This is a genomic window from Lentzea sp. NPDC055074, from assembly GCF_053608005.1.
In genome coordinates, this window is sequence record NZ_JBSGUQ010000002.1 from 303,072 (window position 1) to 326,781 (window position 23,710).

Here is a 23,710-nt window from a genome sequence, read left to right on the forward strand (position 1 = left end):
GGCCACTGTCAGTAGGTGACGGTGATCGTCCGGTCCGGCCCGTTGACCTCGATGGTGCCGCCGACGGGGATGATCACCTGCGGGTCGGTGTGGCCGAGGTCGACGTCGAACACGATCATCGCCTCGGGCGCGTACTCGGCGAACGCCCGCAGGACCGCCTCACGCTGCTCGCGGGTGTGGGTGGCGCGGTCGGTGTCCTGGTCGGTGAAGAACCAGGCCTTGGCGCGGCCGACGAGCACGGCGGGGAACCTGGCGAGCAGGCCGCGTTCGCCCATGTTACGCAGGATCCGGTAGACCTCGGTCGCGGACGGCATCTCCTCGCTGGTCTCGAAGAACAGCACCTGCCCGTCGTAGTGCCCGGGGTCGTTGATCTCCCGGCCGGCCATCATCAGCCAGGACAGGATCTCCAGGTTGCCGCCCCACGACCTGGCCTTGACGGTGCGGTCGGGCTGGTGCCAGATCCAGCCGCCGCTGGGTTCGAGGACCGGCTCGGTGCCGAAGGTGGCCGGGTCGTCCCAGGGGCTGTCCTTGTCGCCGTACGCCAGGCTTTCGGTGAGCCGGTACTCCCCCGGCGTGAACAGCGCGGCCCTCAGCGAGTCCTCGGTGGTGGGGTGCATGGCGCCGGGCCGCCCGAACTGGACCATGACGCTGCCGCCGTAGAAGCCGGTGATACCGCGGTTGGCCAGCCAGGTCAGCAGGTTGGTGTTGTCGCTGTGCCCGAAGAACGGCTTGGGGTTGGCCCTGATCAGCTCCTCGTCGAGGTGCTTGAGGACGGTGATCTGGTCCTCGCCGCCGATCGTCGCGATCACGGCCTTGATGTCCGGGTCGGCGAACGCGGCGTGCAGGTCGTTCGCCCGTTCCTGCGGGGTGCTGCCCATCTTGCGGGTGGTCGGGTACTCGACCGGGATCAGGCCGAAGTCCTGTTCGAGGCGGCGCAGGCCCAGTTCGTGGGGCAGGGGGAACAGGCCCGCCACGCCTGCGGCCGGGGAGAGGATCGCGACACGGTCGCCGGGCCGGGGTTTGGGCGGGTTGATCAACGACATGGTCGCTGAGCGTAGTAACGCCGGACGCGGAGGGTGCGACCTTTACCGGTGCCAGGCGTCGACGCGGGGGTTGCGGTGATCACAGGTGGCCGAACCGGAGACCGGGGTGCACGCGGTGATCCTGGCCGACGACGTTGCTCTGGCGCTGCAGGATCGCGAAGCTGGCCGAGCTGCTGACCTAGAACGCCGGCCAGGGGATGGCGGGCCAGTCGCCGGAGGGTTCGGGGTAGACGCCCGCGGCCAGGAGCTTCTCGACGCGTTCGCCGACGGCGCGGACCTCGGCGCGGGTGAGGTGGTCGTGCAGCGACTCCCCCAGCTCGCCGTCGAGCGACGATCTCAGGCGGCGCAGCGTCTCGGTGACGTGCTCGGGCAGGGGTTCGCGGGCCCAGCCCCACAGGACGGTGCGGAGCTTGGGTTCGGTGTGCAGGCAGATGCCGTGGTCGACGCCGTAGACGGCGCCGTCGAGGGCGTGCAGGACGTGGCCGCCCTTGCGATCGGCGTTGTTGACGACGACGTCGAAGGCGGACATCTCGGCGATGCGCGGGTGGTCGGCGTGCACGAGCACGGCCGGGTCGCCGAAGCGGTCGTGGGCGTGGAAGACGGGGATCCAGCCGGGTTTGACGTCGTCGACGCTGATGATGTCGACGAGCTCGTCCTCTTCGCGGGTGTCGACCCACAGTTGCACCATGCCGGTGCCGAACGGGCCGGGGCGCAGCACGGTGGGCGGGACGACGCCGAAGGACGCGGCGGAGATCAGGTAGGTGGCCACCTCGCGGCCGGCGAGCGTGCCGTCGGGGAAGTCCCACAGCGGCCGTTCGCCTCGCACGGGTTTGTAGACGCACTGGGCGTCGACGCCGTCCAACGAGATCTTGCAGAACAAGGTGGCGTTGGAGGCGTCGACGAGGCGTCCTTCGACCTCGATGCGGCCGTGTTCGAGCAACCGCAGGGCCGCGGAGGTGTCCACGTCAGTCTTCTTCGGTGCGGCGGTAGCCGTTCTGCCGCGGGCAGATGTGGCCGTCCGCGTCGAGCGGTTCGTTGCACAGCGGGCAGGGTTTGCGGCCGGCGTTGACGACGCGGTCGGCGCGTTCGGCGAAGGCACGGGCCGCGGACGGCGACAGGAAGACCCGCACGGCGTCGGGGCCCTCCTCGGTGTCGTCGAGCACGACGGCCTCGTCGACCTCCTCCTCGGAGACCGCGAGGAGCTCGATGACGACCGCCTTGGACTCGGCGTCCCAGCCGAGGCCCATGGTGCCGACGCGGAACTCCTCCTCGACGGGCACGTCGAGGGGCTGGGTGTCGAGGTCGTCGGGTGGGGCGTCGTCGGGCACGTCGGTGCCGAAGCGGCGATGCACCTCCTCGAGCAACGAGCCGATGCGCTCGGCGAGGACCTGGACCTGCTGCTTTTCCAGGGCGACGCTGATCAACCTGCTCTGCTCGGAAGCCTGCAGGTAGAAGATGCGGTCGCCGGGCTGCCCGACGGTTCCTGCGATGAACCGGTCGGGTGCGCGGAATACGTGAATGACGCGAGCCATGGCAGAAACGAGCCTAGGCCACGCGGAGATCGTCGGCAGGTCCTCCCCCACCAAACACTCCGCGTATAGGGTCGGGTTGTGGTGAAGATCGCTTCGTACGGGACCTGGACCTCGCCCATCACGGCAGGCGACACGTCGAAGCCGGGCGGTGGGTTCCAGTGGGCCGACCTGCACGGCGAGCGGGTGTGGTGGGCGGAGAGCCGACCGGCCCAGGGCGGCAGAGTGGCGTTGGTGCGCGACGGCGTGGAGGTGCTGCCCGCGCCGTGGAACGCCCGCAACCGGGTGCACGAGTACGGCGGGCGGCCGTTCGTCGTGCTGGCCGGGGACAGGGTGGCGTTCACGCACTGGGACGACCAGCGCGTGTACGTGTTCAACCCGGACTCGCCCGAGCCCACGCCGCTGACCGAGGCACCGGAACGCCATCACGGGGTGCGGTACTCCGACCTGTCGGCGGGCCCGGACGGCGAGGTGTGGTGCGTGCGGGAGACCGTCACGGGTGACGCGCGCACCGACGTGCGCCGCGACCTGGTGGCGATCACCCAGGCGGGTGAAGTGCGGGTGCTGGGCGCGTCGCACCACTTCATGACCGGCCCGAGGATCAGCCCGGACGGCACGCGGTTCGCGTGGATCGGCTGGAACCACCCGCAGATGCCGTGGGACGGCACCGAGCTGTGCGTCGCCGAGGTCGGGTCCTCGGCGCACGAGGTCGTGGCGGGGTCGGAGACCGAGGCGGTGTGCCAGTTCGAGTGGGAGGGCGACTCCCTGCTGGCTCTGACCGACCCCGACGGCTGGTGGAACCTGTTCCGCGTCTCCCCCGACGGCACGCGCGTGAACCTGGCGCCGTGCGAGGAGGAGCTGGGCGGCCCGATGTGGCGGCTGGGCAACCGCTGGTTCGCGACGCTCTCGCCGGGCCGCTACCTGGTCGTGCGCTCCGGGCACCTCGCGGTGCTGGACGAACGCAGCGGCACCGTCACCGACGTGCAGACCGACCTGCCGACGTGGGTGCCGGACCTGTCGGTGCGCGACGGCGTGGTGATCTGCGCGGCCGCGGGGCCGACGTCGGACTTCGCCGTGGTGCGCCTGGACCTGTCCAACGGCGAGCTGACCTACCTGACCGGCGGTGAGGAGTCACCGGAGGCCGCGTACCTGCCGGTGCCGGTGGAGCGGATGTTCGGGGAGATCCCGGCGTACGTGTACGCGCCGTCGAACCCGGACTTCGAAGGGCCCGAGGGCGAGCTGCCGCCGTACGTGGTGCACGTTCACGGCGGGCCGACGGGGCGCGCGCTGCCCAAGCTCGACAGCGACATCGCCTACCTGACCAGCCGCGGCATCGGCGTGGTCGCGGTGAACTACGGCGGCTCGACCGGGTACGGGCGGGCGTTCCGGGAGCGGCTGCGCGAGCAGTGGGGTGTGGTGGACGTGCAGGACTGCGCGTTCGTCGCCCAGCAGCTCGCGGCCGAGGGCACGGCGGACCCGAAGCGCCTGGGCATCCGGGGCGGCTCGGCGGGCGGCTGGACCTCGGCGGCGTCGCTGACCTCCACGGACGTCTACCGGTGCGGCATGGTCGCGTTCCCGATCCTGGACCTGGCGGGCTGGACGTCGGAGGGCGGCGAGACGCACGACTTCGAGTCGCGCTACGTCGAGGGCCTGGTCGGCACGCTGCCCGAGGCCGCGGACCGCTACCGGGACCGGTCGCCGTCGCGCAAGGCGCGGGAGGTGTCGGGCCCGGTGCTGCTGCTGCAGGGCCTGGAGGACGAGATCTGCCCGCCGGAGCAGGCGGACCGGTTCGCCGCGGACCTGGCCGGGTCGGGGATCCCGCACGCGTACCTGACGTTCGCCGGTGAGCAGCACGGGTTCCGGATGGCGCAGAACATCAAGACCGCCCTGGAGGCGGAGCTGTCGTTCTACGGGCAGGCGTTCGGGTTCGTGCCGCCCGGTGTGCCGGTGCTGGACCTGTCGGAGTGAGCCTGCTGTCTCGCGGGGACCGGGTCGCGCTGGTGTCACCGGCCGGCCCGGCCCTGGCCTCGCGGATCGCCGCGGGCGCCGACGTGCTGCGCTCGTGGGGGCTCGAGGTCACCACGCCTGTGGTGGATCCGTGGTCGTTGCCGTATCTCGCGGGCTCTGACCAGGCACGGGCCGATGAGTTCGTGTCGGCGTGGTGTTCGGACGTGGCGGCGGTGTTCTGCGTGCGCGGCGGCTACGGGTGTCTGCGGATGACGGACCTCGTGCCGTGGAAGGACCTGCCCGCGCGGGTGTTCGTGGGGTCGTCGGACGTGACGGTGCTGCACGCCGAGCTCAACGCGGTGGGTCAGCCGACGGTGTTCGGGCCGATGCCGGGCACCTCGGACTTCGTCGACGACCCGCTGGCGCAGGCGCGGATGCGGGAGGTGCTGTTCGACGGCGTGCGGTCGTGGACCGCGGGCACCCCCGTGGTCCCGGGTTCCGCTCGCGGTGTGCTCACGGGCGGGAACGCGGCGTTGCTCGCGGCGTCGGTCGGCGGGCCGCGGTGGGCGCGGCCGGTGCCGGGGGCGATCGCGTTGCTGGAGGACGTCGGCGAGGAGGCCTACCGGCTGGACCGGATCCTGACGCAGCTGCTGCGGGCGGGCTGGTTCGAACCGGTGTCCGGGATCGTGCTGGGGTCGTGGACGGACTGCGGTGACGTCTCGGCGGTGCTGGCCGACCGCCTGTCGGGGCTGGGCGTGCCGGTGCTGGGCGACTTCGGGTTCGGGCACTGCGCGGGCTCGTGGTCGCTGCCGATCGGCGTGGACGCGGTGCTCGACGTCGAGGCGCGGACGTTGTCGCTGGCCTGAGGGTCAGGGGCGTGGGTGCCGGAGGCGGGCGTCGGCGCGCAGCCGGTCGGTGTGCTCGCCGATGTCGGCGATCCGGTCGGCGAGGCCGGGTTGCCCGTCGCGCAGCCCGGGGCCGGCCTGCGCGAGTGGTGTGAGCAGGTCCGTGACGTCGTCGCCGCCCAGTGCCCGTTGCACGGCGGCGTCGTGCGGCCCGACCTGGGCGGCGAGGCCGCGCAGCACCGCGGCGTTGTCGCGTGCCCAGGCGGCGACGGCCCTGTCTCCCGAGCGGCGGTCGCGTTCGGCCTGGACGCGTTCGTCACCGGTGCCGGTCTCGCCGGTGCGGCGCACCCGCAGGTAGCGCTTCTCGGCGGCCTGCCGGCTGGCGACACCGAGGACGGGGGCGAGGTCGGCCCAGCTCGTGCCCAGCGCGCGGGCGGCCTCGATGAGCTGGGGCTCCCAGCCGGACAGTTCGTCACGCAGCTGCCTGAGCAGCATCAACGCCGCGAGGACCTCGGAGGCGTCTCCGGGTGAGGTGGCCGCGGACCGCACGGCGTCGTAGTCGTCAGTCATGTCATCCTCCCGACGACGATGAGCACTTGTCATCGTTCCGATGACATGTTAGAACAGTGGGGCAGCGCATTGACAGTCCTACGAGAAATGGCTGGAGGTGTCAGATGTTGATGCGCACTGACCCGTTCCGGGAGCTCGACCGGCTGACGCAGCAGGTGCTGGGGTCGGCGGGCACGTGGTCGCGGCCCACGGCGATGCCGATGGACGCCTACCGCGACGGGGACGAGTTCGTGGTGGCCTTCGACCTGCCGGGAGTGGCGCCGGACGCGATCGACCTCGACGTCGAGCGCAACGTGCTGACGGTGAAGGCGGAGCGCAGGCCGGTCGGCAAGGACGTCGAGATGCAGGTGTCGGAACGGCCGCTGGGTGTGTTCTCCCGGCAGCTGTTCCTCGGTGACTCCCTCGACACGGACAGGATCGACGCCCAGTACGACGCGGGTGTGCTGACGCTGCGGATCCCGATCGCGGAACGCGCGAAGCCCCGCAAGATCGCGATCTCCGCCGGCGAGGACGCCCCGCGGCAGATCGACGCGTGACTCACCCGGCGGGCGGCGGCCTTCCGGGTGACGGCAGGTAGGCTTCCGCCCGCCATGAGACCCCATCCACAGTGGACGGCGTCGGACGTCTACGAGTCCAACACCGACCTCTACGCCGATCCCCGACTGGTGGAACGGGTGGACTACCGGCGCCGCTTCCGGCGGCACCGGCCCCGCACCCCGTCGGTCGTTCTCGCCCCGCACGGCGGTGGCATCGAGGTCGGCACCTCGGAGCTGTGCCTCGCGATCGCGGGCTACCACCCCTCCACGCGCGTGCCGGTCGGGCAGACCCACGACTACTGGATGTTCGAGGGCCTGCGCACGGCCTCGAACGACGAGCTGCACGTGACGTCGTCCAACTGCGACGACCGCGTGGCACGGCAGCTGGTGTCGGGCGCGTCGCACGCGCTGGGCCTGCACGGGTGCACGGCCGCGGCGGCGGGCCTGGAGGACCACGACCGGGCGGTGCTGGTCGGTGGCCGGGACGCGCTGCTGCGCCTGGAGCTGCTGACGCGGCTGCGGCGGGCGGGGTTCCACACGATCGATGCCGTCGACCACCCGATCCTGGGCGGCTACGACCGGGCGAACATCGCGAACCGCACGAGGTCGCGGCAGGGCGCGCAGCTGGAGCTCACGACCCCGCTGCGGTCGGCGATGTTCTCCGAGAACTCGCGGTCGGACCGGCGGCACACGACGACCGAGGTGTTCTGGGACTTCGTGCACGCGTGCCGGGCGGCGCTGGCGGCCCGCGAGGCCCTCAACAACTAGAGGTCCTGGACGGTCAGAGGCGTTGGGCGAGCACGCGGCCGGGCCAGGTGCCGCCGCGTGCGGTGAACGTGTCGACCGAGGTGAAGCCCTGCTTCTCGTAGTAGGCGACGAGCCGGTGGTCGTCGCCGTCGTAGCAGTCCACGCGCAGCAGCCCGACGCCGGCGGCGCGGGCCTCGTCGCGGGCGTGACGCAGCAGAGCGGCGCCCACGCCCGCGCCGGTGTGGGCGCGGGCGGTGACCAGGAGCAGGACGTAGTGCTCGGGTTCGGCGACAGCAGGCACGTACTCCGGTGGCGTGGTGGAGGTGACGATCACGCCCGCGACGTCGCCGCCGGCCTTCGCGAGCCAGACGGTGCCGGTGGTGGCGTGGTCGGTGAACCGTTCCCAGGCGGCGGGCTGCGCCGAGAAGTGGTCGGTCCCCCACTGTCCGGTGCGGCCCTGCGAGGCGAGCCAGTCCTGGGCGTCGTCGAGCATCGCCATGATCGCCGGTACGTCGGCCGGCCCGCCTCGCGTGATGTCCATGCCTCTACAAGTACTTCTTCAGCTCCCGCTTCGCGAGCGACATGCGGTGGACCTCGTCGGGTCCGTCCGCGAGGCGCAGGGTGCGGGTGGCGGCCCACAGTTCGGCGAGCGGGAAGTCCTGGCTGACGCCGGCGCCGCCGTGGGCCTGGATGGCCTTGTCGAGGACCCATTCGGTCATGGACGGGACGCCGATCTTGATGGCCTGGATCTCGGTGTGGGCGCCCTTGTTGCCGACGGTGTCCATGAGCCACGCGGTCTTGAGCACGAGCAGGCGGGCCTGTTCGATGCGGACGCGGGACTCGGCGATCCACTCGTGCACGACGCCCTGGACGGCGATGGGCTTGCCGAACGCGACGCGCGAGGACACGCGGCGGCACATCAGCTCGAGGGCGCGTTCGGCCATGCCGATCAGGCGCATGCAGTGGTGGATGCGGCCGGGACCCAGGCGGGCCTGGGCGATGGCGAAGCCCTCGCCCTCGCCGGAGATCAGGTTCGACGCGGGGACCCGGACGTTGTCGAAGACGATCTCGGCGTGGCCGCCGTGGGCGTGGTCGCCGTAGCCGAAGACGTGCAGGGCGCGTTTGACGGTGACCCCGGCGGTGTCGCGGGGCACGAGGATCATGGCCTGCTGGCGGTGGCGTTCGGCGTCGGGGTCGGTCTTGCCCATGACGATGAAGATGGCGCAGTTGGGGTTCATCGCGCCGCTGGACCACCACTTGCGGCCGTTGATGACGTAGTCGTCGCCGTCGCGTTCGATGCGGGTGGCGATGTTGGTGGCGTCGGAGGAGGCGACCTCGGGTTCGGTCATGCAGAACGCGGAGCGGATCTCGCCGTCGAGCAGCGGCTGCAGCCACTGCTTCTTCTGCTCGTCGGTGCCGAACATGGTGAGGACTTCCATGTTGCCGGTGTCCGGGGCGGCGCAGTTGAGGGCCTCGGGGGCGAGGTGGGGGCTGCGGCCGGTGATCTCGGCCAGGGGCGCGTACTGCAGGTTCGTCAGACCGGCGCCGTGCTCGGGGTCGGGCAGGAAGAGGTTCCACAGGCCCTGGCGGCGGGCCTCGGCCTTGAGCTCTTCGAGGATCGGCTGGCGTTCCCACGGGTCGGCGGCGTCGTGCAGCTGCTGTTCGAGGACCGCTTCGGCCGGGTAGACGTGGGAGTCCATGAACGTGAGGAGCTTGGTGCGCAGTTCCTCGGTCTTGGCGTCGTAGGCGAAGTCCATTAGAGCTCCTTGTGGGCGGCGGCGAGTCCCTGCCGCACGAGGGGAACGGTGAACGCGCCGAGCTTTTCGAAGCCGGCGCCGACGGTCTTGCCGCTGGCGAAGCGGAAGTGGATGCCTTCGACGATGACGGCGAGCTTGAAGTAGCCGAAGGCGATGTACCAGCCCAGGCCGGAGGTGTCGGTGCCGGTGGCGGCGGTGTAGCGGGCGACGAGCTCGTCGGCGGTGAGGAACCCGGGAAGCGAGGTGACGCCGCCGGTGATCGGGTCGTTGTCCGCGCCGAGGCCGGCCCAGTAGACGTAGAGCAGGCCGAGGTCGGCGAGCGGGTCGCCGAGGGTGGCCATCTCCCAGTCCAGGACGGCGCTGATGGCGAGCGGGTCCTGGGTGACCAGGGCGTTGTCGAGGCGGTAGTCGCCGTGGATGATCGCGGCGCGCGGCGAGCCGGGGACGGTGTCGGCGAGCTTGTCGCGCAGTTCCTCGACGCCGGGCAGGTCACGGCTGCGGGAGGCGTCGAGCTGCTTGCCCCACCGCTTGACCTGCCGGGCCATGAACCCCTCGGGGCGGCCGAAGTCCTGCAGGCCCACGGAGGCGGGGTCGACGGAGTGCAGCTCGGCGAGCACGTCGACGAGCCGTTCGGACAGGGTGCGCGCGTCCTCGGGGGTGATCCACGGGCACTGGGACCGTTCGCGCAGGGCGGCGCCGGGCATCTCCTGCATCAGGTAGAACGGCGCGCCGATCACCGAGGTGTCCTCGACCAGCAGCTTCGCGCCCGGTACGGGCACGGTGGTGTCGGCGAGCGCGGAGATGACGCGGAACTCGCGGGCCATGTCGTGCGCGGTCGCGAGGACGTGGCCCAGCGGCGGGCGGCGCAGGACCCAGGTCTGGGTGCCGTCGCTGACGCGGTAGGTGAGGTTGGAGCGGCCGCCGCGGAACAGCTCGCCGGTCAGCGGGCCCGTGCCCAGGTGCGTGGCCAGGGCCTGCAGGTCGAGGCCGGGAAGGTCGGTCACAGGTTCACTCCGAGGGTGGCGAGGTGGGCGCGGGTGCTCTCGGCACTGGTGTGGCGGAAGGCGTGCATGCCGACGGCCTGGGCGGATTCGACGTTGACGGGCGCGTCGTCGAAGAACACCGACCGCGCGGCGGGGACGCCGACCTGCTCGAGGGTGTGCAGGTAGATGCGCTCGTCGGGTTTGCGCAGGCCGATCCGGCCGCTGATGACGACGGTGTCGAACAGCTCCAGCAGCAGGTCCTTCGGGTAGCCCTCGCCCCAGCTGTTGGACAGCAGCGCGGTGTGCAGTCCGGCGGCACGGGCCTTGCGGACGAGCTCGACCATCGCCGGGTCCGGGGTGGCACCGCCGAACATGCGCTTGAGCAGCCCGGTCTCGTCGATGCCCGCGCCGCTGGTGGTGATGAGCTCGGCGGCGAGCAGCCGTTCGAACTCGGGCACCGTGAGCTCGCCGGTCTCCAGGCGGAACACGGGGTTGTCCGGGAGCGCGTCGCGGCCGAGCCAGTCGCGCATGATGCGGCCGTAGACGTCGCGGTCGATGGCCTCGGCGTGCAGCCAGGCTCCGACGAACTCGGGCACGGAGACCGTCAGGACGCCGCCCCAGTCGAAGATCAGCGCGTCGACCAGGGGCTGCTGCGGAAGCGTTGTGTCACCCACGCCCAGGAGGGTACCGACCGGTCGGTATGTCGGCAACCGGTGACTGTTCCGTCCACCTTTCGATGTACCCGGCAAGTGTCTTCGGGTGGTTCCCGGGCCCGGCGGACCTCGATACGTTCGAGTCCGAAGGGGGTCTGACAACTCATGGCACGGACAACGACGGTGGCCCTGGCCGCCGCGATGACTCTGGCCCTGCTCCCGGCGCCGGGTGCGCTGGCGCAGGGCGGGCAGGTCGTCAGGACCGACAAGGGTGTCGTGCGCGGCACGGTGACCGGGCAGGTGCGGACGTTCGGGAACATCCCGTTCGCGGCGCCGCCGGTGGGTGAGAACCGGTGGCGCGATCCGCAGCCGGTGACGCGGTGGCAGGGGGTGCGGGACGCGACGACGCCGGCGCCGATGTGCGCGCAGGGCGCGGGCCTGGGCCGGCCGCCCTCGCAGACCGAGGACTGCCTGTATCTGAACGTCACCACCCCGGCCGATCCCGCGCGCAAGGCGCGGCCGGTGATGGTGTGGATCCACGGCGGGTCGTTCGTGTCGGGCGGTGCGTCGATGTACGACGCGACGTGGCTGGCGTCCGAGAACGACGCCGTGGTCGTGACGGTGAACTACCGGCTGGGCGTGTTCGGGTTCTTCGGGCACCCCGGCCTGGCCGGGTCGGGGACGTTCGGGCTCGCGGACCAGCAGGCGGCGCTGCGGTGGGTGCAGCGCAACGCCCGTGCGTTCGGCGGCGACGCGCGCAACGTCACGGTGTTCGGCGAGTCGGCGGGGGCGTTGAGCATCTGCGCGCAGCTCGCCTCGCCCCGTGCGGCGGGGTTGTTCGCCAAGGCGATCATCCAGTCCGGGCCGTGCGGGCTGGCCCTGCCGGCCACCGGCGGGCAGGGCGAGTTCACGCACGTGTGGCGCTCCCGGACCGACACGGAGAACGCGGGCGCCGGGACGCTGGGCTGCGCCGACGTGGCGTGCCTGCGGGCCAAGCCGGTCACCGAGCTGCTGACGGTGCACGAGCTGTTCGCCTCACCGTCCTACGACACCGCCGTCCTGCCGATCGACCCCGTCGTGGCGCAGCGCACCGGCCGGACCCACCGGGTACCGACGCTGGTCGGGACCACGCACGACGAGATGACGTTGTTCGCGCCGCTGTTCTGGCCGCAGCCGGTCCCCGAGACCTCCTACGCGCAGCAGCTCACCGGGTTGTTCGGCGCGGACGCGGGCAAGGTCGGCGCGCGGTACCCGGTCAACGGCAACGGTGACGCCCGCGACGAGATCGCCCGGCTGCTCACGGACCGGTCGTGGGCCTGCACCGCGCAGGTCACGCGAGAGGAACTGGGCCGGCACACCCGCGTCTCGGGCTACGAGTTCTCCGACCCGGACGTGCCGATGATCTTCCCGGGCTTCCCGCCGTTCCCCGGCGGCTACCAGGCCTACCACGGCTCCGAGCTGCTGATGCTGTTCGACATGGGCCAGACCCTCACGCCCGCGCAGCGCGAGGTCTCCGACTACATGATCGCGGCGTGGGGCCGGTTCGCGCGCACCGGTGCCCCGGGGTGGCGGGCCGGGGTGCAGACCCTCGCGCCCGGCTCGACCGGCCCGGCCGATTTCGCCCGAGATCACCAGTGCGGGTTCTGGTCGTCCATCCTGTAGCGCATGCCCGGCTACCGCGACCTCGCTCGCGATCGCGAGTTCCGCGCCCTGCTCGTGGCGCACGTGGTGTCGGTGGCCGGGGACCAGTTCGCCAGGGTCGCGCTGACGGTGCACGTCTACGACCGCACCGCCAGCGCGGGCCTGACCGCGCTGACCTACGCGTTGACGTTCCTGCCGGACCTCCTCGGCGGGCCCCTGCTCTCCGGGCTCGCCGACCGGTTCCCCCGCCGCGAGGTCATGGTCGTCGCCGACCTCGTCCGGGCGGCACTGCTGCTGCTCATGGCCACACCGGGCCTGCCGTTGTGGCTGCTCGCCGCACTGCTGGTGCTCGTGCAGTTCGCGGGCGCACCGCACGGCGCGGCACGGGCGGCGCTGCTGCCGCAGATCCTCCCCGACGAGCGCTACCCGATGGGACAGGCCGTGCTCGGCACCCTGACCCAGGCCGCGCAGGTCGCCGGGTTCGTCGGCGGCGGCGCGCTCGTGGCACTGCTCGGACCGGCACTGGTGCTCGTCGCCGACGCCACGACGTTCCTGCTCGCCGCGCTGCTCGTCGGGATGTTCCTGCTGAACCGGCCCGCACCCACGAGACCGCACGCGCGCGCATGGCCGGCGGACCTCGTCGGCGGAGCACGGCTGGTGTGGGGCGACCGGCGGCTGCGCGCCCTGGTCGCGCTCGCCTGCGTCTCCGGGTTCTACATCACCGGAGAGGCACTCGCGGCGCCCTACTCGGCGCAGCTCGGAGCCGGACCCGCCGGGGTCGGAGCGATCTTCGGCGCCTACGCCGCCGGCGCGGCGGTGGGCATGCTGCTCGTCGCACGGCTCGACGAACGCCGCCAGCAGCGGCTCATGCCGTGGCTCGCGATCACCGCCTGCGCGGTGCTCGTCCCGGCCGCGGCCGCACCCGGCCTGGCCGTCAGCGTGGTGCTGTTCGCGCTGTCCGGAGCGGCCAGTGCCTACCACCTGGTCGCGAACACGAGTTTCGTGCGCTCGGTTCCGGACTCCTCGCGCGGGCAGGCGTTCGGTCTCGCCGTCACGGCACTGCGGGTGTCCCAAGGCGTCGGCGTGGCCTTGGCGGGCGTGGCGGCGGAACGAATCGCGGTGCACCTGGTCATCGCCGCCGCCGGAGCACTGGGAGTGCTCGCGGCAGGCGGTGCGGCGGTCGTCTGGTGGGTCAGCGGGTCTCGCTCGAACGCCAGTCGTTAGGACGCTGCCAGTCGTTGGGGCGCTTCCAGTCGTTCGGGCGGACGGGACGCGGGGAGCCGGAACGAACGATCATGACGATCTCCTTCGGAAAAAGGGTGCGAAAAATCGTGAGTACTACTCAGGGTGAGGTCCCCCACATGGAGCCACGACTTTGAGTTACCCGGTAGCTACAGTTGTTTCTTCCTGACGGTGGTGTGGGGGTGGCAGCGTGCCTTGGCTCGACCCGCGCCGATGGAGGTTATGGTCGCTTCCTCCTGTGGTGCTGGCCTATGTCGTGACGGTGGTCGTTTTGGCGTCCCTCGTCACGCTCGCCACCGCATGGCGTACCCCTGCCGAGGCCTTGACCTGGCCCCTGTTCCTGCTGCTCGTCGGCGGCGCCGTGCTGCACCTGGAAGCGGCCCAGGGAATCGAGCGGATCCGCGAGATCTCCCGCGAGGGCTCGCCGCACGCCCACATGCAGTCCGTGTGGCTGTTCGCGGGCGTGCTCGTACTACCGACGCCGCTGCTGGTCGCGCTGATCTCCATCAGCTACCTGCACGCGTGGCTTCGGGTCTACAAACGGCGGGCGGTCCTGTTCCGCAAGGTGTTCTCCGCGGCCACTGTCGTACTCGCATGCGCCGCCGCGCAACTCATTCTTCGATTCTTCTCGAACCGGCCTCTTGACGTTGACGGTCCACTCGGGCTGCTCGCGCTCACCAGCGCCGGCCTTGTCTACTGGCTCGTCAACTACGCGCTCGTCGTCGGCGCCATCGTCATGACCAACCGCGACCAGCCCGCCCGCGCCGCCCTGGGCAACGCCTCCGACCAGCTCATCATCCTCGCCTCGATCGGCCTGGGCTCGGTGCTCGCGATCATGATGACCAGCCGCCCGTGGCTCACCCCGCTGCTGCTGCTCACCGTCCTGGCCCTGCACATGGGCCTGCTGCTGCCGCAGTTCCGCGTCGCCGCCCGCACCGACTCCAAGACCGGCCTCGTCGACGCGACCTTCTGGCACGACGTCGCCGGCCGCGAGATCGAACGCGCCCGCCGCCTGGTGTCCACGGTGGGCGTGCTCATCCTCGACCTCGACCACTTCAAGCAGATCAACGACACCTACGGCCACCTCGCCGGCGACAAGGTCCTGCGCGCCGTCGCCGACGCCCTCAAACACTCGGTGCGCTCCTACGACCTCGTCGGCCGCTTCGGCGGCGAGGAGTTCGCGGTCCTGCTGCCCGGCGTGAGCACCGAGGAGGTCCGCGCCACCGCCGAACGCATCCGCTTCGAGATCGCGAGCCTGCACATCGTCGCGCTCGACCGCCTCGGCGAGAGCCAGGTCGTCGCCGGCCTCACCGCCTCCGTGGGCGCCGCGGTGTTCCCCGACAACGCCACCGACCTGTCCCCGCTGCTGCTCGCCGCCGACGAGGCCCTCTACCAGGCCAAGAACAACGGCCGCGACCGCGTCGCCACCGCCGCCAGCGCCCGCTGACCCGTCACGCCCGCAGGAACGCCTCGATCCGCGCCGCCACCCGGCCCGGTTCCTCCACCCACGGGTAGTGCCCCACACCCTCGTGCACGTACAACGTCGCGTCCGGGAACAACCCCGCCAGCTCCACGTCCCGCCGCACCGGCGAGATCGGGTCCTCCGAACACGCGTACACCAGCACCGGACGAGCGAAGTCCGCCAGCGCCCGCCGCAACACCCCCGGCACGAACGCGCCCTCGGCGTTGTACCCCAGCGCCACGGGATACTTCCACTGCCCCAGCTCCGCCTCGGCGTGCGCCCGCGCCGCCTCCGTCCACCGCGCGTACAGCAACGGCGACGCCGCCACCCGGTTCTCCACCGAGTCGTCACCCGCCGCATTGCGCTCCAACGCCGCCGTCGCCGCCCCGAACCACGGCTCGCCCACACGCGCGGCCAGGAACTCGTCCCAGTCGCTCTGCTCCGGCGACAACCCGACACTGCGCAACGCGGGAGTAAGCAGCACCAGCCTCCCCACGTGCGCGGGAAAGTCCGCGGCATACCCCATCGCGATCCCCGCGCCGGCGGAATGCCCGAGCACGTCCACCACGTCCAGACCCAGGTGGCGGCGCAGCATCTCCACGTCCCGCACCAGCATGTCCCGCCGATACGTGAACGGATCCGCGGGCTCGTCCGACTCGCCCGTCCCCCGGTTGTCCAGCACCACCAGCCGCCGCGACGCGTCCAGCCCGCCCACCGTCCCCAGGTACTCCGAAGCCCGGCCGGGACCACCCGCCAGCACCAGCAGCGGAACCCCCTCACCCATGTCCCGGTAAGCCAGTTCCGTGCCGTCGAACGAGGTGAAGCGTGCCATGCTGCACATCATGCCGAAGATCGCCACGGCCGACCTCGTCGACCGGCCGCAGCTGCTCGAGTTCCTCTCCACCCGCCACCACGGCGTCCTCATCACCCACCGCGCCGCAGGCGCCGGACTCCAGGTCTCCCCCGTCGCCTGCGGCGTCGACACCGAGGGCCGCATCGTCGTCGCCACCTACCCCCAGCGCGCCAAGGTCCGCAACGCCCGCCGCGACCCCGCCGTCACCATGTGCGTGCTCTCCGACGACTGGAACGACGCCTACGTCCAGATCAACGGCACCGCCGAAGTACTCGACCTGCCCGACGCCCTCGACGCCTTCGTCGACTACTACCGCTGCATCGCGGGCGAACACCCCGACTGGGACGAGTACCGCGCCGCCATGCTCCGCCAGGGCAAGTCCCTCATCCGCATCACCATCGACACCTGGGGCCCCATCGCCACCGGCGGCTTCCCACCCGAACTGGACGCGTGACCCCGCCGTGAAGCTCTGGATGAAGATCGTCCTGTGGGTCTACATCGCCTTCAACCTGCTGCAGACCGTCGTCCTCACGCTCAGCCCCGAGCTCACCGACCGCGCCTACCTCGGCGGCGAGATGACCCCCACCCGCGCGTTCCAGTGGTACGCCGTCGCCGGCTACCACGTCCTGATCATCGCCGTCACGATCATCGCGATGGGACTGCCCAGGGCCACCGACCGACGCAAGATCATCATCGTCAACGCGCTGATGTACCTGCTCTGGGACGCCGGCGCACAACTCGCCCACTGGGGCCGAGAGATCGGCATGGCCACCTCGGACCTGCTCATCAACTCCGGCGTCAGCATCGCCACAGGCCTGACCCTGCTCGCCGTCGCCTGGTTCGACCGCGACCCCGCTAGCTAGCCCAGTTCCCGCCCCAGCCCGCCGGCTTCTCCAGCACCACGCACGAACCGCCGTGCGGGCCCTCGATCGACGCCACCAACCCCGTCGGCACGGTCGTGGGCTCCAGCAGCACACGACCGTCCCACTCGGACACCCGCGCGCACACCGCCGCCACGTCGTCCACCGCGAAGTACATCTGCCACCCCTGCGCCCGCGACGTCGTCAGACGCCCCGCCACCGCACGAGGATCCCCGTGCCGCGAGGACGTGAACACCACGAAGTCCTCACCCTCGGCCCGGCTCTCCCACCCGAGCTCACCCGCCCAGTACCCGTCCTCCGGTGACTCCGTCATCAACTCCACCCAGCACGGCTCACCGGAACGCGGCGGAGGAGCCCACGGACCGTGCAACACCCGGCCGCCGTCCACAGAGGAGTTCGCCTTCAGCTCCCGCGCCCCGTCACCACCGAAGAACACACGCCAACCCCGTTCCCCCGCAACGACATGAGCCGCCAGCCGATCCCCCACGAAACCCGAGAACGACCCACCCGGCTCCGCGATCACCGTCCACCCGAGCACACCGGCGAAAAAATCCACCGACACCTCAGGCTCGGCGACACTCAACTCGAGACGACGAACACCACAAGACGACACGGACATCCCATCGGGCGGGGATCAGGAGCGGGCCCCATCCTCTGCTCCGACCACCTGAGACGACAATGCGCCATTCGGCGGCATGCGCTCCGCACTCACCACGTCACGCAACGGCACCGGCCGACCCAGGTGGAAACCCTGCCCCACCCGCACCCCCAGCTTGCGCAGAGCATCCACCTGGGACGGACGCTCCACCCACTCCGCCACCGACGACAACCCCAGCCCGTTCGCGATCTGCACGATCCCCGACACCAGCACCGCGTCCGCCTCGCTGGTCTCGATGCCCTTCACGAACTCACCATCGATCTTGATCCCCGTGATCGGCAGATGCTTCAGATGCACGAACGACCCGAACCCCGAACCGAAGTCGTCCAGCGTGATCCGGCATCCGAACCCCCGCAACTGCGTCGCCAGCGTCACCGCCGCGTCCAGGTTCGTCACCGCCGCCGTCTCCGTGATCTCCAACCCCAGACGACCCGGCGCCACCCCCGCCGACCCCAGCTTCTCCAGCACGAAGTCACCGAAGTCCGGATCCTCCAGAGTCCGGCCCGACACGTTCACGTTGAACCGCAACCGCGGATCCGGCTGCGCCACCAACGCGTCGATCGCCGTCGTCAACACCCAGCGGTCCACGTCCAGGATCAGGTTCGACCGCTCCGCCACCGGCAGGAAGTCCGCCGGACCCAGATACGGCTCCTGCCCGTCCTCCAGCCGCAGCAACAACTCGTGCCCCAGCACCTCACCGGTGTGCAGATCCACCATCGGCATCCCGTACAACGCCAGCCCGCCACCCGCCAGCGCCGCCCGCAACCGGTCCAGCACACTGACCCGCTTCACCGTGTCCGCGTAATGGTTCGGCTCGTACACCGTCACCCGGTCCCGGCCCGCCGCCTTCGACGCGTACAACGCCAGATCCGCGTTCGCCAGCACCAGCTCCCACGAGTCACCCGGACCGAACTCCGCCAGCCCCGTCGACACCGTGATCCGCGCCGGCGTCCCGATCCCCGCCAGCGGAAAACCCGCCACCGCGTCCCGCAGCCCATCGGCCACCTCGGACGCGTCCTTCGGCGACGCCCCCGGCAACACCACCGCGAACTCATCACCACCCAGACGAGCGATCAACCTGTCACCCAAACGGGACTGCAACGCACTCGCCAGCATCCGCATCACCCGGTCACCCACCGCATGACCACGCAGATCGTTGACGTCCTTGAAGTTGTCCAGATCCAGCACCAGCAACGCACCCGACACGCCGTTCGCCAGCTCCTGCTCCAGAGCCCGCGTCAACGCACGACGGTTCGGCAACCCCGTCAACGGATCCTGCTCCGCCATCCTCACGAGCTCGTCGTGCACCCGCGACGACTGCGTCACGTCGTGCGCCGTCCCCAAAGCCCGCAACGGCGTGCCGTCGTCACCCACGACGACCTCACCGAAACACTCGAACACCCGCTCCTTGCCGTCCGGACGCAACATCCGATGCGTGTACGTGAACACCGACCCCGTCTTCAGAGCCGAGTCCAGCGTCTCCTCGATCATCGGCAGATCGTCCGGGTGCACCAGCTGCGAGTACATCTCGAAGTCGAACGCCGTCCCCGGCGCGAACCCGAACATCTCCAGCAACGTGTCCGACCACGTCACCCGGTCCTCGCGGATCGACCACTCCCACGTCCCCATGCGACCCAGCGCCTGAGCCCGCCGCAACGCGTCCGCCTCCTGCGTCACCGTCAACTCACGATCACGCCACGCCGACACGTCCACGACCTCGTACATCAGGTCGTCACCCAGCCGCGAACACCGCACCTCGAGCCACTTCGGACCCGGCACCAGCACTTCCCGCACCGGGGCAGGCACCTCCGGCACCCCCGGGAGCAACGCGGGCAACGACCGCCCGTACGCCTGCTCGACCGGAACCCCCAGCACAACACCCAACGCGCGGTTGCACCACAACAGGTTCCCGCGCGAATCCGTCACGGCATAGCCGACACCCGCTCGGTCCAGCACCGTGCGGCAGTAGGAGGTCACGCGCGTCATGATCGTCCGATCACCGGACGTAAGCAACCCGCTACGCCGGTCAGTTCGCTGTTGTGCGAACGGCTATCTAAGCCGCTCCAAACCCTTCGCCGACTCCACCAGCTCCGCCGCCAGCTTCCTCAGCTCCTCGTTCTCGGCCCCGTCCTGCGCCGCCGTCACCACGTCCTCCGCGGCGCACCGCAGCTGGAACAACCTGTCCTGCAGGTCCGCCAGCTCCGCGGTGCTGAGCACCACCGCGTCCTCCGGCAGACCACCCCGCTGCAACGCCGCCCTGCGTTCGTACGCGCGCTGACGACACGGCTGCGCGCAGTACCTCCGCGGCCGGCCGATCCGCCCGCTCCCGGGCAACCGCCTCCCGCACCACGCACAGTGCCTGGGCTCATCCGCCTCCATGGAGCGCTCCATGGCGCGCGACGGTAGCGAATGGTGGCGGGTGGTCTCCAGCGACGCGCCAGAAAGCCCGACCTTCGTAGGGAACCGGACAGTACCCGGCGGGCCGTTCGTGGCGCTTTCGGGTGGGGTTTGATCAACTTCCGTCGCTTCCCGCCCGTCCTGTGCGGGTGTGGATCAGAGCGTGCGCTGAGACGAGTGGCTGACAGGCTTTATTTTAGGCGACACTGAAGCAATAGAGAAAAAGAAGAAAGTGTGTCGCCACCCACTGTCCACCCCGGAGCCACCGCCGGAAGGCAGACTCACGTCACGTGACACACCCGTACCTCGCAGGCCCGCGCCCCCGCGCCTTCGCCCACCGCGGCTGGCACGTCGACGACCTCACCGGCATGGAGAACTCCCTGAGCTCCTTCCGCCGGGCCGTGCAGGAGGGCTACCGCTACATCGAGACCGACGTCCACGCCACCGCCGACGGCGAGGTCGTCGTCCACCACGACCACACCCTCGACCGCACCACCGACGCACACGGCATCGTCTCCGAGCTCCCCTGGACCGAGGTCCGCCACGCCCGCGTCGGCGGCCGCGAACCCATCGCCCGCCTCGCCGACGTCCTCGAAGAGCTCCCCGACACGTTCTTCAACATCGACGTCAAGTCCGAGAACGCCGTCGAACCCATCCTCACCCTGCTGCGCAAAGCCAAGTCGCTGCACCGCGTCTGCCTCGCCAGCTTCTCCGACAACCGCCTCGCCAGGATGCGCAGGATCGCCGGACCCCAGCTGCTCACCTCCATGGGCCCCCGCTCCGCCGGCGCCCTCTGGGCCGCCGGCCGCGTCCCCCTCGCCGGACTCGCCGTCCGCGGCCAGGTCGCCCAGGTCCCCGTCAGCCAGGGACGCCTGCACATCGTCGACCGCCGCTTCGTCCAAGCCGCCCACCGCAGGTCCCTCGAAGTGCACGTCTGGACCATCGACGACGAAGCCGACATGCGCGCACTACTCGATCTCGGCGTCGACGGACTCGTCACCGACAGACCCGACGTTCTGCGCGAAGTTCTCCAGTCGCGCAACAGCTGGTAACAGGTTGGGCGCTAGATCATCGGCCGTGTCGGCGGACAAGTACAGTCCGCCGACATGAAGAGCACGGGCGACGACACCGCCGACGCCAACACCGCCGGGCGCCGCAAGAAAGAACAACGCGGCTGGGTCTGGTACGACGTGGCGAACTCGGTGTTCCCCACGTCGGTGATCACCGTCTTCCTCTCGCTGTACCTCACGAGCATCGCGACCAACGCCGCCAAGGCCGACACCGCGCTCAACGGGGCCAACCCCTGCGCGAACGACAACGCCTTCGCCAACTGCGACGTCACGATCCTCGGACTGCAGTTCCCCTCCGGCTCCCTGTGGGGCTACCTGCTCTCCATCGCCACCGTGGTCCAGGTGATCGTGCTGCCCGTCATGGGCGCCATCGCCGACCGCACCCAGAACAAGAAGAAGATGCTCGGCTTCTTCGCCTTCACCGGCTCCGCCGCCACCATCGCGCTCGCCGCGGTCGAAGGCACCAACTGGAAGCTCGGCGTCGTCTTCTTCATCCTCGCCAACATCTGCTACGGCTCCAGCGTCGTCGTCTACTACGCCTTCCTCCCCGAGATCGCGACCCCCGACGAACGCGACGCCGTCTCCAGCCGCGGCTGGGCCTTCGGCTACCTCGGCGGCGGCGTCGCCCTCGCCATCCAGCTCGGCATCACGCTCTCCGCCGACTCCCTCGGCATCACCTCCGGCGACGCCGCGCGCATCGCGTTCGTCATCTCCGGCATCTGGTGGGCCGCCTTCACGATCATCCCGCTGCGCGCCCTCACCGAGCACCAGCGCCCTCACGGCGGCGAACACGGCGCCTCGGTGGTCTCCGCCGGCTTCAAGGAACTCGGCACCACCCTGAGGCAGGCCAAGGCCTTCCCGCTCACGCTCGCGTTCCTCGGCACCTACCTGATCTACACCGACGGCATCGCCACCGTCGCCAACGTCAGCGCCCAGTACGGCAGCGTCGAGCTCAAGTTCACCCAGCAGACGCTGATCACCGTGATCCTCATCGTCCAGTTCGTCGCCTTCATCGGCGGCGTCCTGCACGGCTTCGTCGCCAAGCGCATCGGCGCCAAGAAGACGATCCTCGGCTCCCTCGTCGTGTGGATCGTCGTGATCACCGCGGCGTTCTTCGTCGAGGCGGGCGACGAGACCTCGTTCTACCTCGTCGCCGCCGGCATCGGCATCGTCCTCGGCGGCACGAACGCCCTGTCCCGCAGCCTGTTCAGCCAGATGGTGCCGCCCGGCCGCGAAGCCCAGTACTTCTCGCTCTACGAGGTCGGCGAGCGCTCCACCAGCTGGCTCGGCCCGCTGGTCTTCGCCGGCGTCGGCCAGGCCACCGGCAGCCTGCGGCCCGCCATCCTCGCCCTGATCATCTTCTTCGTCGCGGGCTTCGTCCTGCTGATCTTCGTGCCCGTCCGCCGCGCCATCAAGGCCGTGGGCAACAAGGAACCCGCACTCGTCTAAGCGGTCCGCGGCGCCGCTTTCGGGCGGCGCCGCACCGGCAGCACCACGACGAGCACCAGCACCGCGGCCAGCGCACCCGCGAGCACGAACACCCCGGGATCCGCGAAGACCAGGAACCCCAGCGGAACCAGCTGCAGCACCGCGAACAACGACAACGCCCGCCCCAGCACCGCGTCACCCCGCACGAACGCCGCCACCCGCGCGAGCACCGTGACGAGCCCGACCGAGATCAGCCCCACCCCCGTGGCGACACCACCGAGCACCCCGAGCGCCACCGCTCCCCCGCCCCACCACAGCAGCCTGCCCGCCGGCGGCGTCGGCGCCTCCCGGTGGAAACCCAGGCACAGACACACGAGCGTCACGAACGACGGCAGCTGGAACAGCCCCCACAGCAACGGGTTGTGCGGCAACGACATCGACACCACCGCCACCACCACCGGCCCGGCCGCCGCCACCTTGGCCAGCGTCCGCCGCCCGCCGAGCAACGCGCCGAACGCCACGAACGGCCCCAGCTCCAGCACCCGCCACCACGGGAACACCGCCGGGTACTCGCTCCCGGAGCGCAGCACGACGTCCACGACCGCCGCCGTCGCGTAGAACAGCCCCAGCAGCAACCCGAGCATCCCCAGCGCCCGCACGATCTCCCCGCGCCACGCCACCTTCACCGGCACGCTCGGGAACGCCGCCCCCGCCGCCAGGTGCGTGCGCACCGCGAGCGCGAGCACCGCCCCCGTCTCCCCCCACCCCGGCCAGCTGTGCTCGAGGTCGAGGTCGTCGTCCCGCTCGGCCAGGAAGATCCCGACCATCTCCTCCTCGCGGTCCCGCCGGTACCACTGCGGCAACACCTTCAGCAGCGTGCGATACCGCCGCTCCAGGTTCCTCACGCCAGACCCGCCCACGCCCGCAGCCCTCTCCCCTTCAGCACGGCACTCGCCGCCCGCACGTTGGCACTCAGCCGCGCGACCTCCCCCTGCAACGCCCGCACACCGGAGTCGGTGAGCTTGTAGTAGCGCCGCAGCCGGCCCTGGTGGACCTCCTCGCGGTCACGCTCGGCCTGACCGTCGGCCACCAACCGGTCCAGCACGCCGTACAGCGTGCCGACCCTCAGCACCATCCGCCCCTCGGACAGCTGCTCCACCGCCTGCACGATGGCGTAGCCGTGCAGGGGCTCCTCCGCCAGCGCGGTGAGCACCAAGAACGTCTGCTCGGACATGACCCGACCACTCATGTCGCTGAATATATCGCGGCGCGAGCTATATCGGGAAGCGGAAGGATCAGTAAGAGCTGGTTTCGGTCAACACTGAAGTTATCGAGCAGTTCGAGCGCTGATGAGCGCTCCGTTCGCGCAGGTGACATGCCGATCGGCACCCGGGGGGGGGCTGTGACCAGCGCGGAAGGGGGCCCCCAAACCGGCCACGGCGGGCCCACCCCCGCCCCCCCCCCCCCC

25 protein-coding genes are annotated in these 23,710 nt (G+C 70.7%); 11 read left to right on the plus strand and 14 right to left on the minus strand.

Translation table 11 applies throughout. From position 1 onward, the window contains the following. Positions 1–8: 8 nt before the first annotated feature. The 3 genes from ACWF7A_RS05500 to ACWF7A_RS05510 form a co-directional block, all read right to left on the minus strand. Positions 9–1,043 (minus strand): S66 family peptidase, encoded by a 1,035-nt coding sequence (locus tag ACWF7A_RS05500; RefSeq protein WP_452249207.1) that lies wholly within the window; start codon positions 1,041–1,043, stop codon positions 9–11. 178 nt (positions 1,044–1,221) lie between these two features. After that, positions 1,222–2,007, minus strand: coding sequence for an SCO1664 family protein (locus ACWF7A_RS05505; RefSeq protein ID WP_452249208.1), 786 nt, complete (start codon positions 2,005–2,007; stop codon positions 1,222–1,224). A gap of 1 nt (position 2,008) precedes the next feature. Then, positions 2,009–2,575, minus strand: coding sequence for a DUF3090 domain-containing protein (locus ACWF7A_RS05510; protein WP_189153447.1), 567 nt, complete (start codon positions 2,573–2,575; stop codon positions 2,009–2,011). Between the two features lie 78 nt (positions 2,576–2,653). Between ACWF7A_RS05510 and ACWF7A_RS05515 the strand changes: the two genes are divergently transcribed. Beyond that, positions 2,654–4,540: a dipeptidyl-peptidase 5 gene (locus tag ACWF7A_RS05515; RefSeq protein ID WP_452249209.1), complete on the plus strand. Its 1,887-nt coding sequence runs from the start codon at positions 2,654–2,656 to the stop codon at positions 4,538–4,540. Beyond that, positions 4,537–5,385, plus strand: coding sequence for a S66 peptidase family protein (locus ACWF7A_RS05520; RefSeq protein ID WP_452249210.1), 849 nt, complete (start codon positions 4,537–4,539; stop codon positions 5,383–5,385). The genes ACWF7A_RS05515 and ACWF7A_RS05520 overlap by 4 nt, the downstream gene beginning before the upstream one ends. A 3-nt stretch (positions 5,386–5,388) precedes the next feature. Here ACWF7A_RS05520 and ACWF7A_RS05525 read toward each other — a convergent pair whose 3' ends face one another. Beyond that, the gene (locus ACWF7A_RS05525) at positions 5,389–5,934 is read right to left on the minus strand and encodes an HSP18 transcriptional regulator (protein ID WP_452249211.1); all 546 of its coding nucleotides are present in this window, start codon (positions 5,932–5,934) and stop codon (positions 5,389–5,391) included. A 104-nt stretch (positions 5,935–6,038) separates the two neighbouring features. On the opposite strand from ACWF7A_RS05525, the gene ACWF7A_RS05530 reads away from it, so the two are divergent. Further along, on the plus strand, positions 6,039–6,470 hold the full coding sequence (locus ACWF7A_RS05530; RefSeq protein ID WP_189153443.1) for an Hsp20/alpha crystallin family protein: 432 nt from the start codon (positions 6,039–6,041) through the stop codon (positions 6,468–6,470). 54 nt (positions 6,471–6,524) lie between these two features. Beyond that, positions 6,525–7,238, plus strand: coding sequence for a poly-gamma-glutamate hydrolase family protein (locus ACWF7A_RS05535; RefSeq protein ID WP_452249212.1), 714 nt, complete (start codon positions 6,525–6,527; stop codon positions 7,236–7,238). A 13-nt stretch (positions 7,239–7,251) separates the two neighbouring features. Here ACWF7A_RS05535 and ACWF7A_RS05540 read toward each other — a convergent pair whose 3' ends face one another. From ACWF7A_RS05540 to ACWF7A_RS05555, 4 genes are read right to left on the minus strand one after another with little or no spacing between them, the layout of a single operon-like run. Further along, a complete protein-coding gene (locus tag ACWF7A_RS05540; protein WP_452249213.1) occupies positions 7,252–7,758 on the minus strand; it encodes a GNAT family N-acetyltransferase in 507 nt (168 codons plus the stop codon). A 4-nt stretch (positions 7,759–7,762) separates the two neighbouring features. Continuing rightward, the gene (locus ACWF7A_RS05545; RefSeq protein WP_452249214.1) at positions 7,763–8,974 is read right to left on the minus strand and encodes an acyl-CoA dehydrogenase family protein; all 1,212 of its coding nucleotides are present in this window, start codon (positions 8,972–8,974) and stop codon (positions 7,763–7,765) included. Beyond that, on the minus strand, positions 8,974–9,978 hold the full coding sequence (locus tag ACWF7A_RS05550) for a phosphotransferase family protein (RefSeq protein WP_452249215.1): 1,005 nt from the start codon (positions 9,976–9,978) through the stop codon (positions 8,974–8,976). The genes ACWF7A_RS05545 and ACWF7A_RS05550 overlap by 1 nt, the downstream gene beginning before the upstream one ends. Continuing rightward, entirely contained in the window at positions 9,975–10,631 is a 657-nt protein-coding gene (locus ACWF7A_RS05555; RefSeq protein ID WP_452249216.1) for an HAD family hydrolase, read from the minus strand. Before ACWF7A_RS05555 ends, ACWF7A_RS05550 begins: the two co-directional genes overlap by 4 nt. 144 nt (positions 10,632–10,775) lie before the next feature. Between ACWF7A_RS05555 and ACWF7A_RS05560 the strand changes: the two genes are divergently transcribed. The 3 genes from ACWF7A_RS05560 (at position 10,776) to ACWF7A_RS05570 (ending at position 14,940) form a co-directional block, all read left to right on the plus strand. Next, on the plus strand, positions 10,776–12,272 hold the full coding sequence (locus ACWF7A_RS05560; protein WP_452249217.1) for a carboxylesterase/lipase family protein: 1,497 nt from the start codon (positions 10,776–10,778) through the stop codon (positions 12,270–12,272). Between the two features lie 3 nt (positions 12,273–12,275). After that, entirely contained in the window at positions 12,276–13,475 is a 1,200-nt protein-coding gene (locus ACWF7A_RS05565; RefSeq protein WP_452249218.1) for an MFS transporter, read from the plus strand. Positions 13,476–13,749: 274 nt separating this feature from the next. Next, positions 13,750–14,940 carry a diguanylate cyclase gene (locus ACWF7A_RS05570; RefSeq protein ID WP_452249219.1) on the plus strand — a complete coding sequence of 397 codons (1,191 nt, stop codon included), beginning with the start codon at positions 13,750–13,752 and terminating at the stop codon, positions 14,938–14,940. 4 nt (positions 14,941–14,944) lie between these two features. Here ACWF7A_RS05570 and ACWF7A_RS05575 read toward each other — a convergent pair whose 3' ends face one another. Next, positions 14,945–15,787, minus strand: a complete 843-nt coding sequence (locus ACWF7A_RS05575; RefSeq protein WP_452249220.1) for an alpha/beta fold hydrolase — start codon at positions 15,785–15,787, stop codon at positions 14,945–14,947. 10 nt (positions 15,788–15,797) lie between these two features. Here ACWF7A_RS05575 and ACWF7A_RS05580 point away from each other — a divergent pair, with 10 nt between their 5' ends. Both ACWF7A_RS05580 and ACWF7A_RS05585 read left to right on the plus strand, forming a co-directional pair. Beyond that, positions 15,798–16,262: a PPOX class F420-dependent oxidoreductase gene (locus tag ACWF7A_RS05580; RefSeq protein WP_452249565.1), complete on the plus strand. Its 465-nt coding sequence runs from the start codon at positions 15,798–15,800 to the stop codon at positions 16,260–16,262. A gap of 19 nt (positions 16,263–16,281) precedes the next feature. After that, positions 16,282–16,671, plus strand: coding sequence for a hypothetical protein (locus ACWF7A_RS05585; protein WP_452249221.1), 390 nt, complete (start codon positions 16,282–16,284; stop codon positions 16,669–16,671). Here ACWF7A_RS05585 and ACWF7A_RS05590 read toward each other — a convergent pair. The 3 genes from ACWF7A_RS05590 to ACWF7A_RS05600 form a co-directional block, all read right to left on the minus strand. Then, entirely contained in the window at positions 16,664–17,308 is a 645-nt protein-coding gene (locus tag ACWF7A_RS05590) for a VOC family protein (protein ID WP_452249222.1), read from the minus strand. The genes ACWF7A_RS05585 and ACWF7A_RS05590 overlap by 8 nt on opposite strands. Before the next feature lie 15 nt (positions 17,309–17,323). Next, positions 17,324–19,324 carry a putative bifunctional diguanylate cyclase/phosphodiesterase gene (locus ACWF7A_RS05595; protein ID WP_452249223.1) on the minus strand — a complete coding sequence of 667 codons (2,001 nt, stop codon included), beginning with the start codon at positions 19,322–19,324 and terminating at the stop codon, positions 17,324–17,326. A gap of 72 nt (positions 19,325–19,396) precedes the next feature. Beyond that, on the minus strand, positions 19,397–19,738 hold the full coding sequence (locus ACWF7A_RS05600) for a hypothetical protein (protein ID WP_030475304.1): 342 nt from the start codon (positions 19,736–19,738) through the stop codon (positions 19,397–19,399). A gap of 296 nt (positions 19,739–20,034) precedes the next feature. On the opposite strand from ACWF7A_RS05600, the gene ACWF7A_RS05605 reads away from it, so the two are divergent. After that, positions 20,035–20,796: a glycerophosphodiester phosphodiesterase gene (locus tag ACWF7A_RS05605; RefSeq protein WP_452249224.1), complete on the plus strand. Its 762-nt coding sequence runs from the start codon at positions 20,035–20,037 to the stop codon at positions 20,794–20,796. 54 nt (positions 20,797–20,850) lie between these two features. After that, on the plus strand, positions 20,851–22,263 hold the full coding sequence (locus ACWF7A_RS05610; RefSeq protein ID WP_452249225.1) for an MFS transporter: 1,413 nt from the start codon (positions 20,851–20,853) through the stop codon (positions 22,261–22,263). Here ACWF7A_RS05610 and ACWF7A_RS05615 read toward each other — a convergent pair. Continuing rightward, complete coding sequence (locus ACWF7A_RS05615) at positions 22,260–23,147, minus strand: hypothetical protein (RefSeq protein ID WP_452249226.1); 888 nt, start codon at positions 23,145–23,147, stop codon at positions 22,260–22,262. The two genes, ACWF7A_RS05610 and ACWF7A_RS05615, sit on opposite strands and share 4 nt — an antisense overlap. Continuing rightward, positions 23,144–23,491: a PadR family transcriptional regulator gene (locus ACWF7A_RS05620; protein ID WP_452249227.1), complete on the minus strand. Its 348-nt coding sequence runs from the start codon at positions 23,489–23,491 to the stop codon at positions 23,144–23,146. Before ACWF7A_RS05620 ends, ACWF7A_RS05615 begins: the two co-directional genes overlap by 4 nt. Positions 23,492–23,710: the final 219 nt, after the last annotated feature.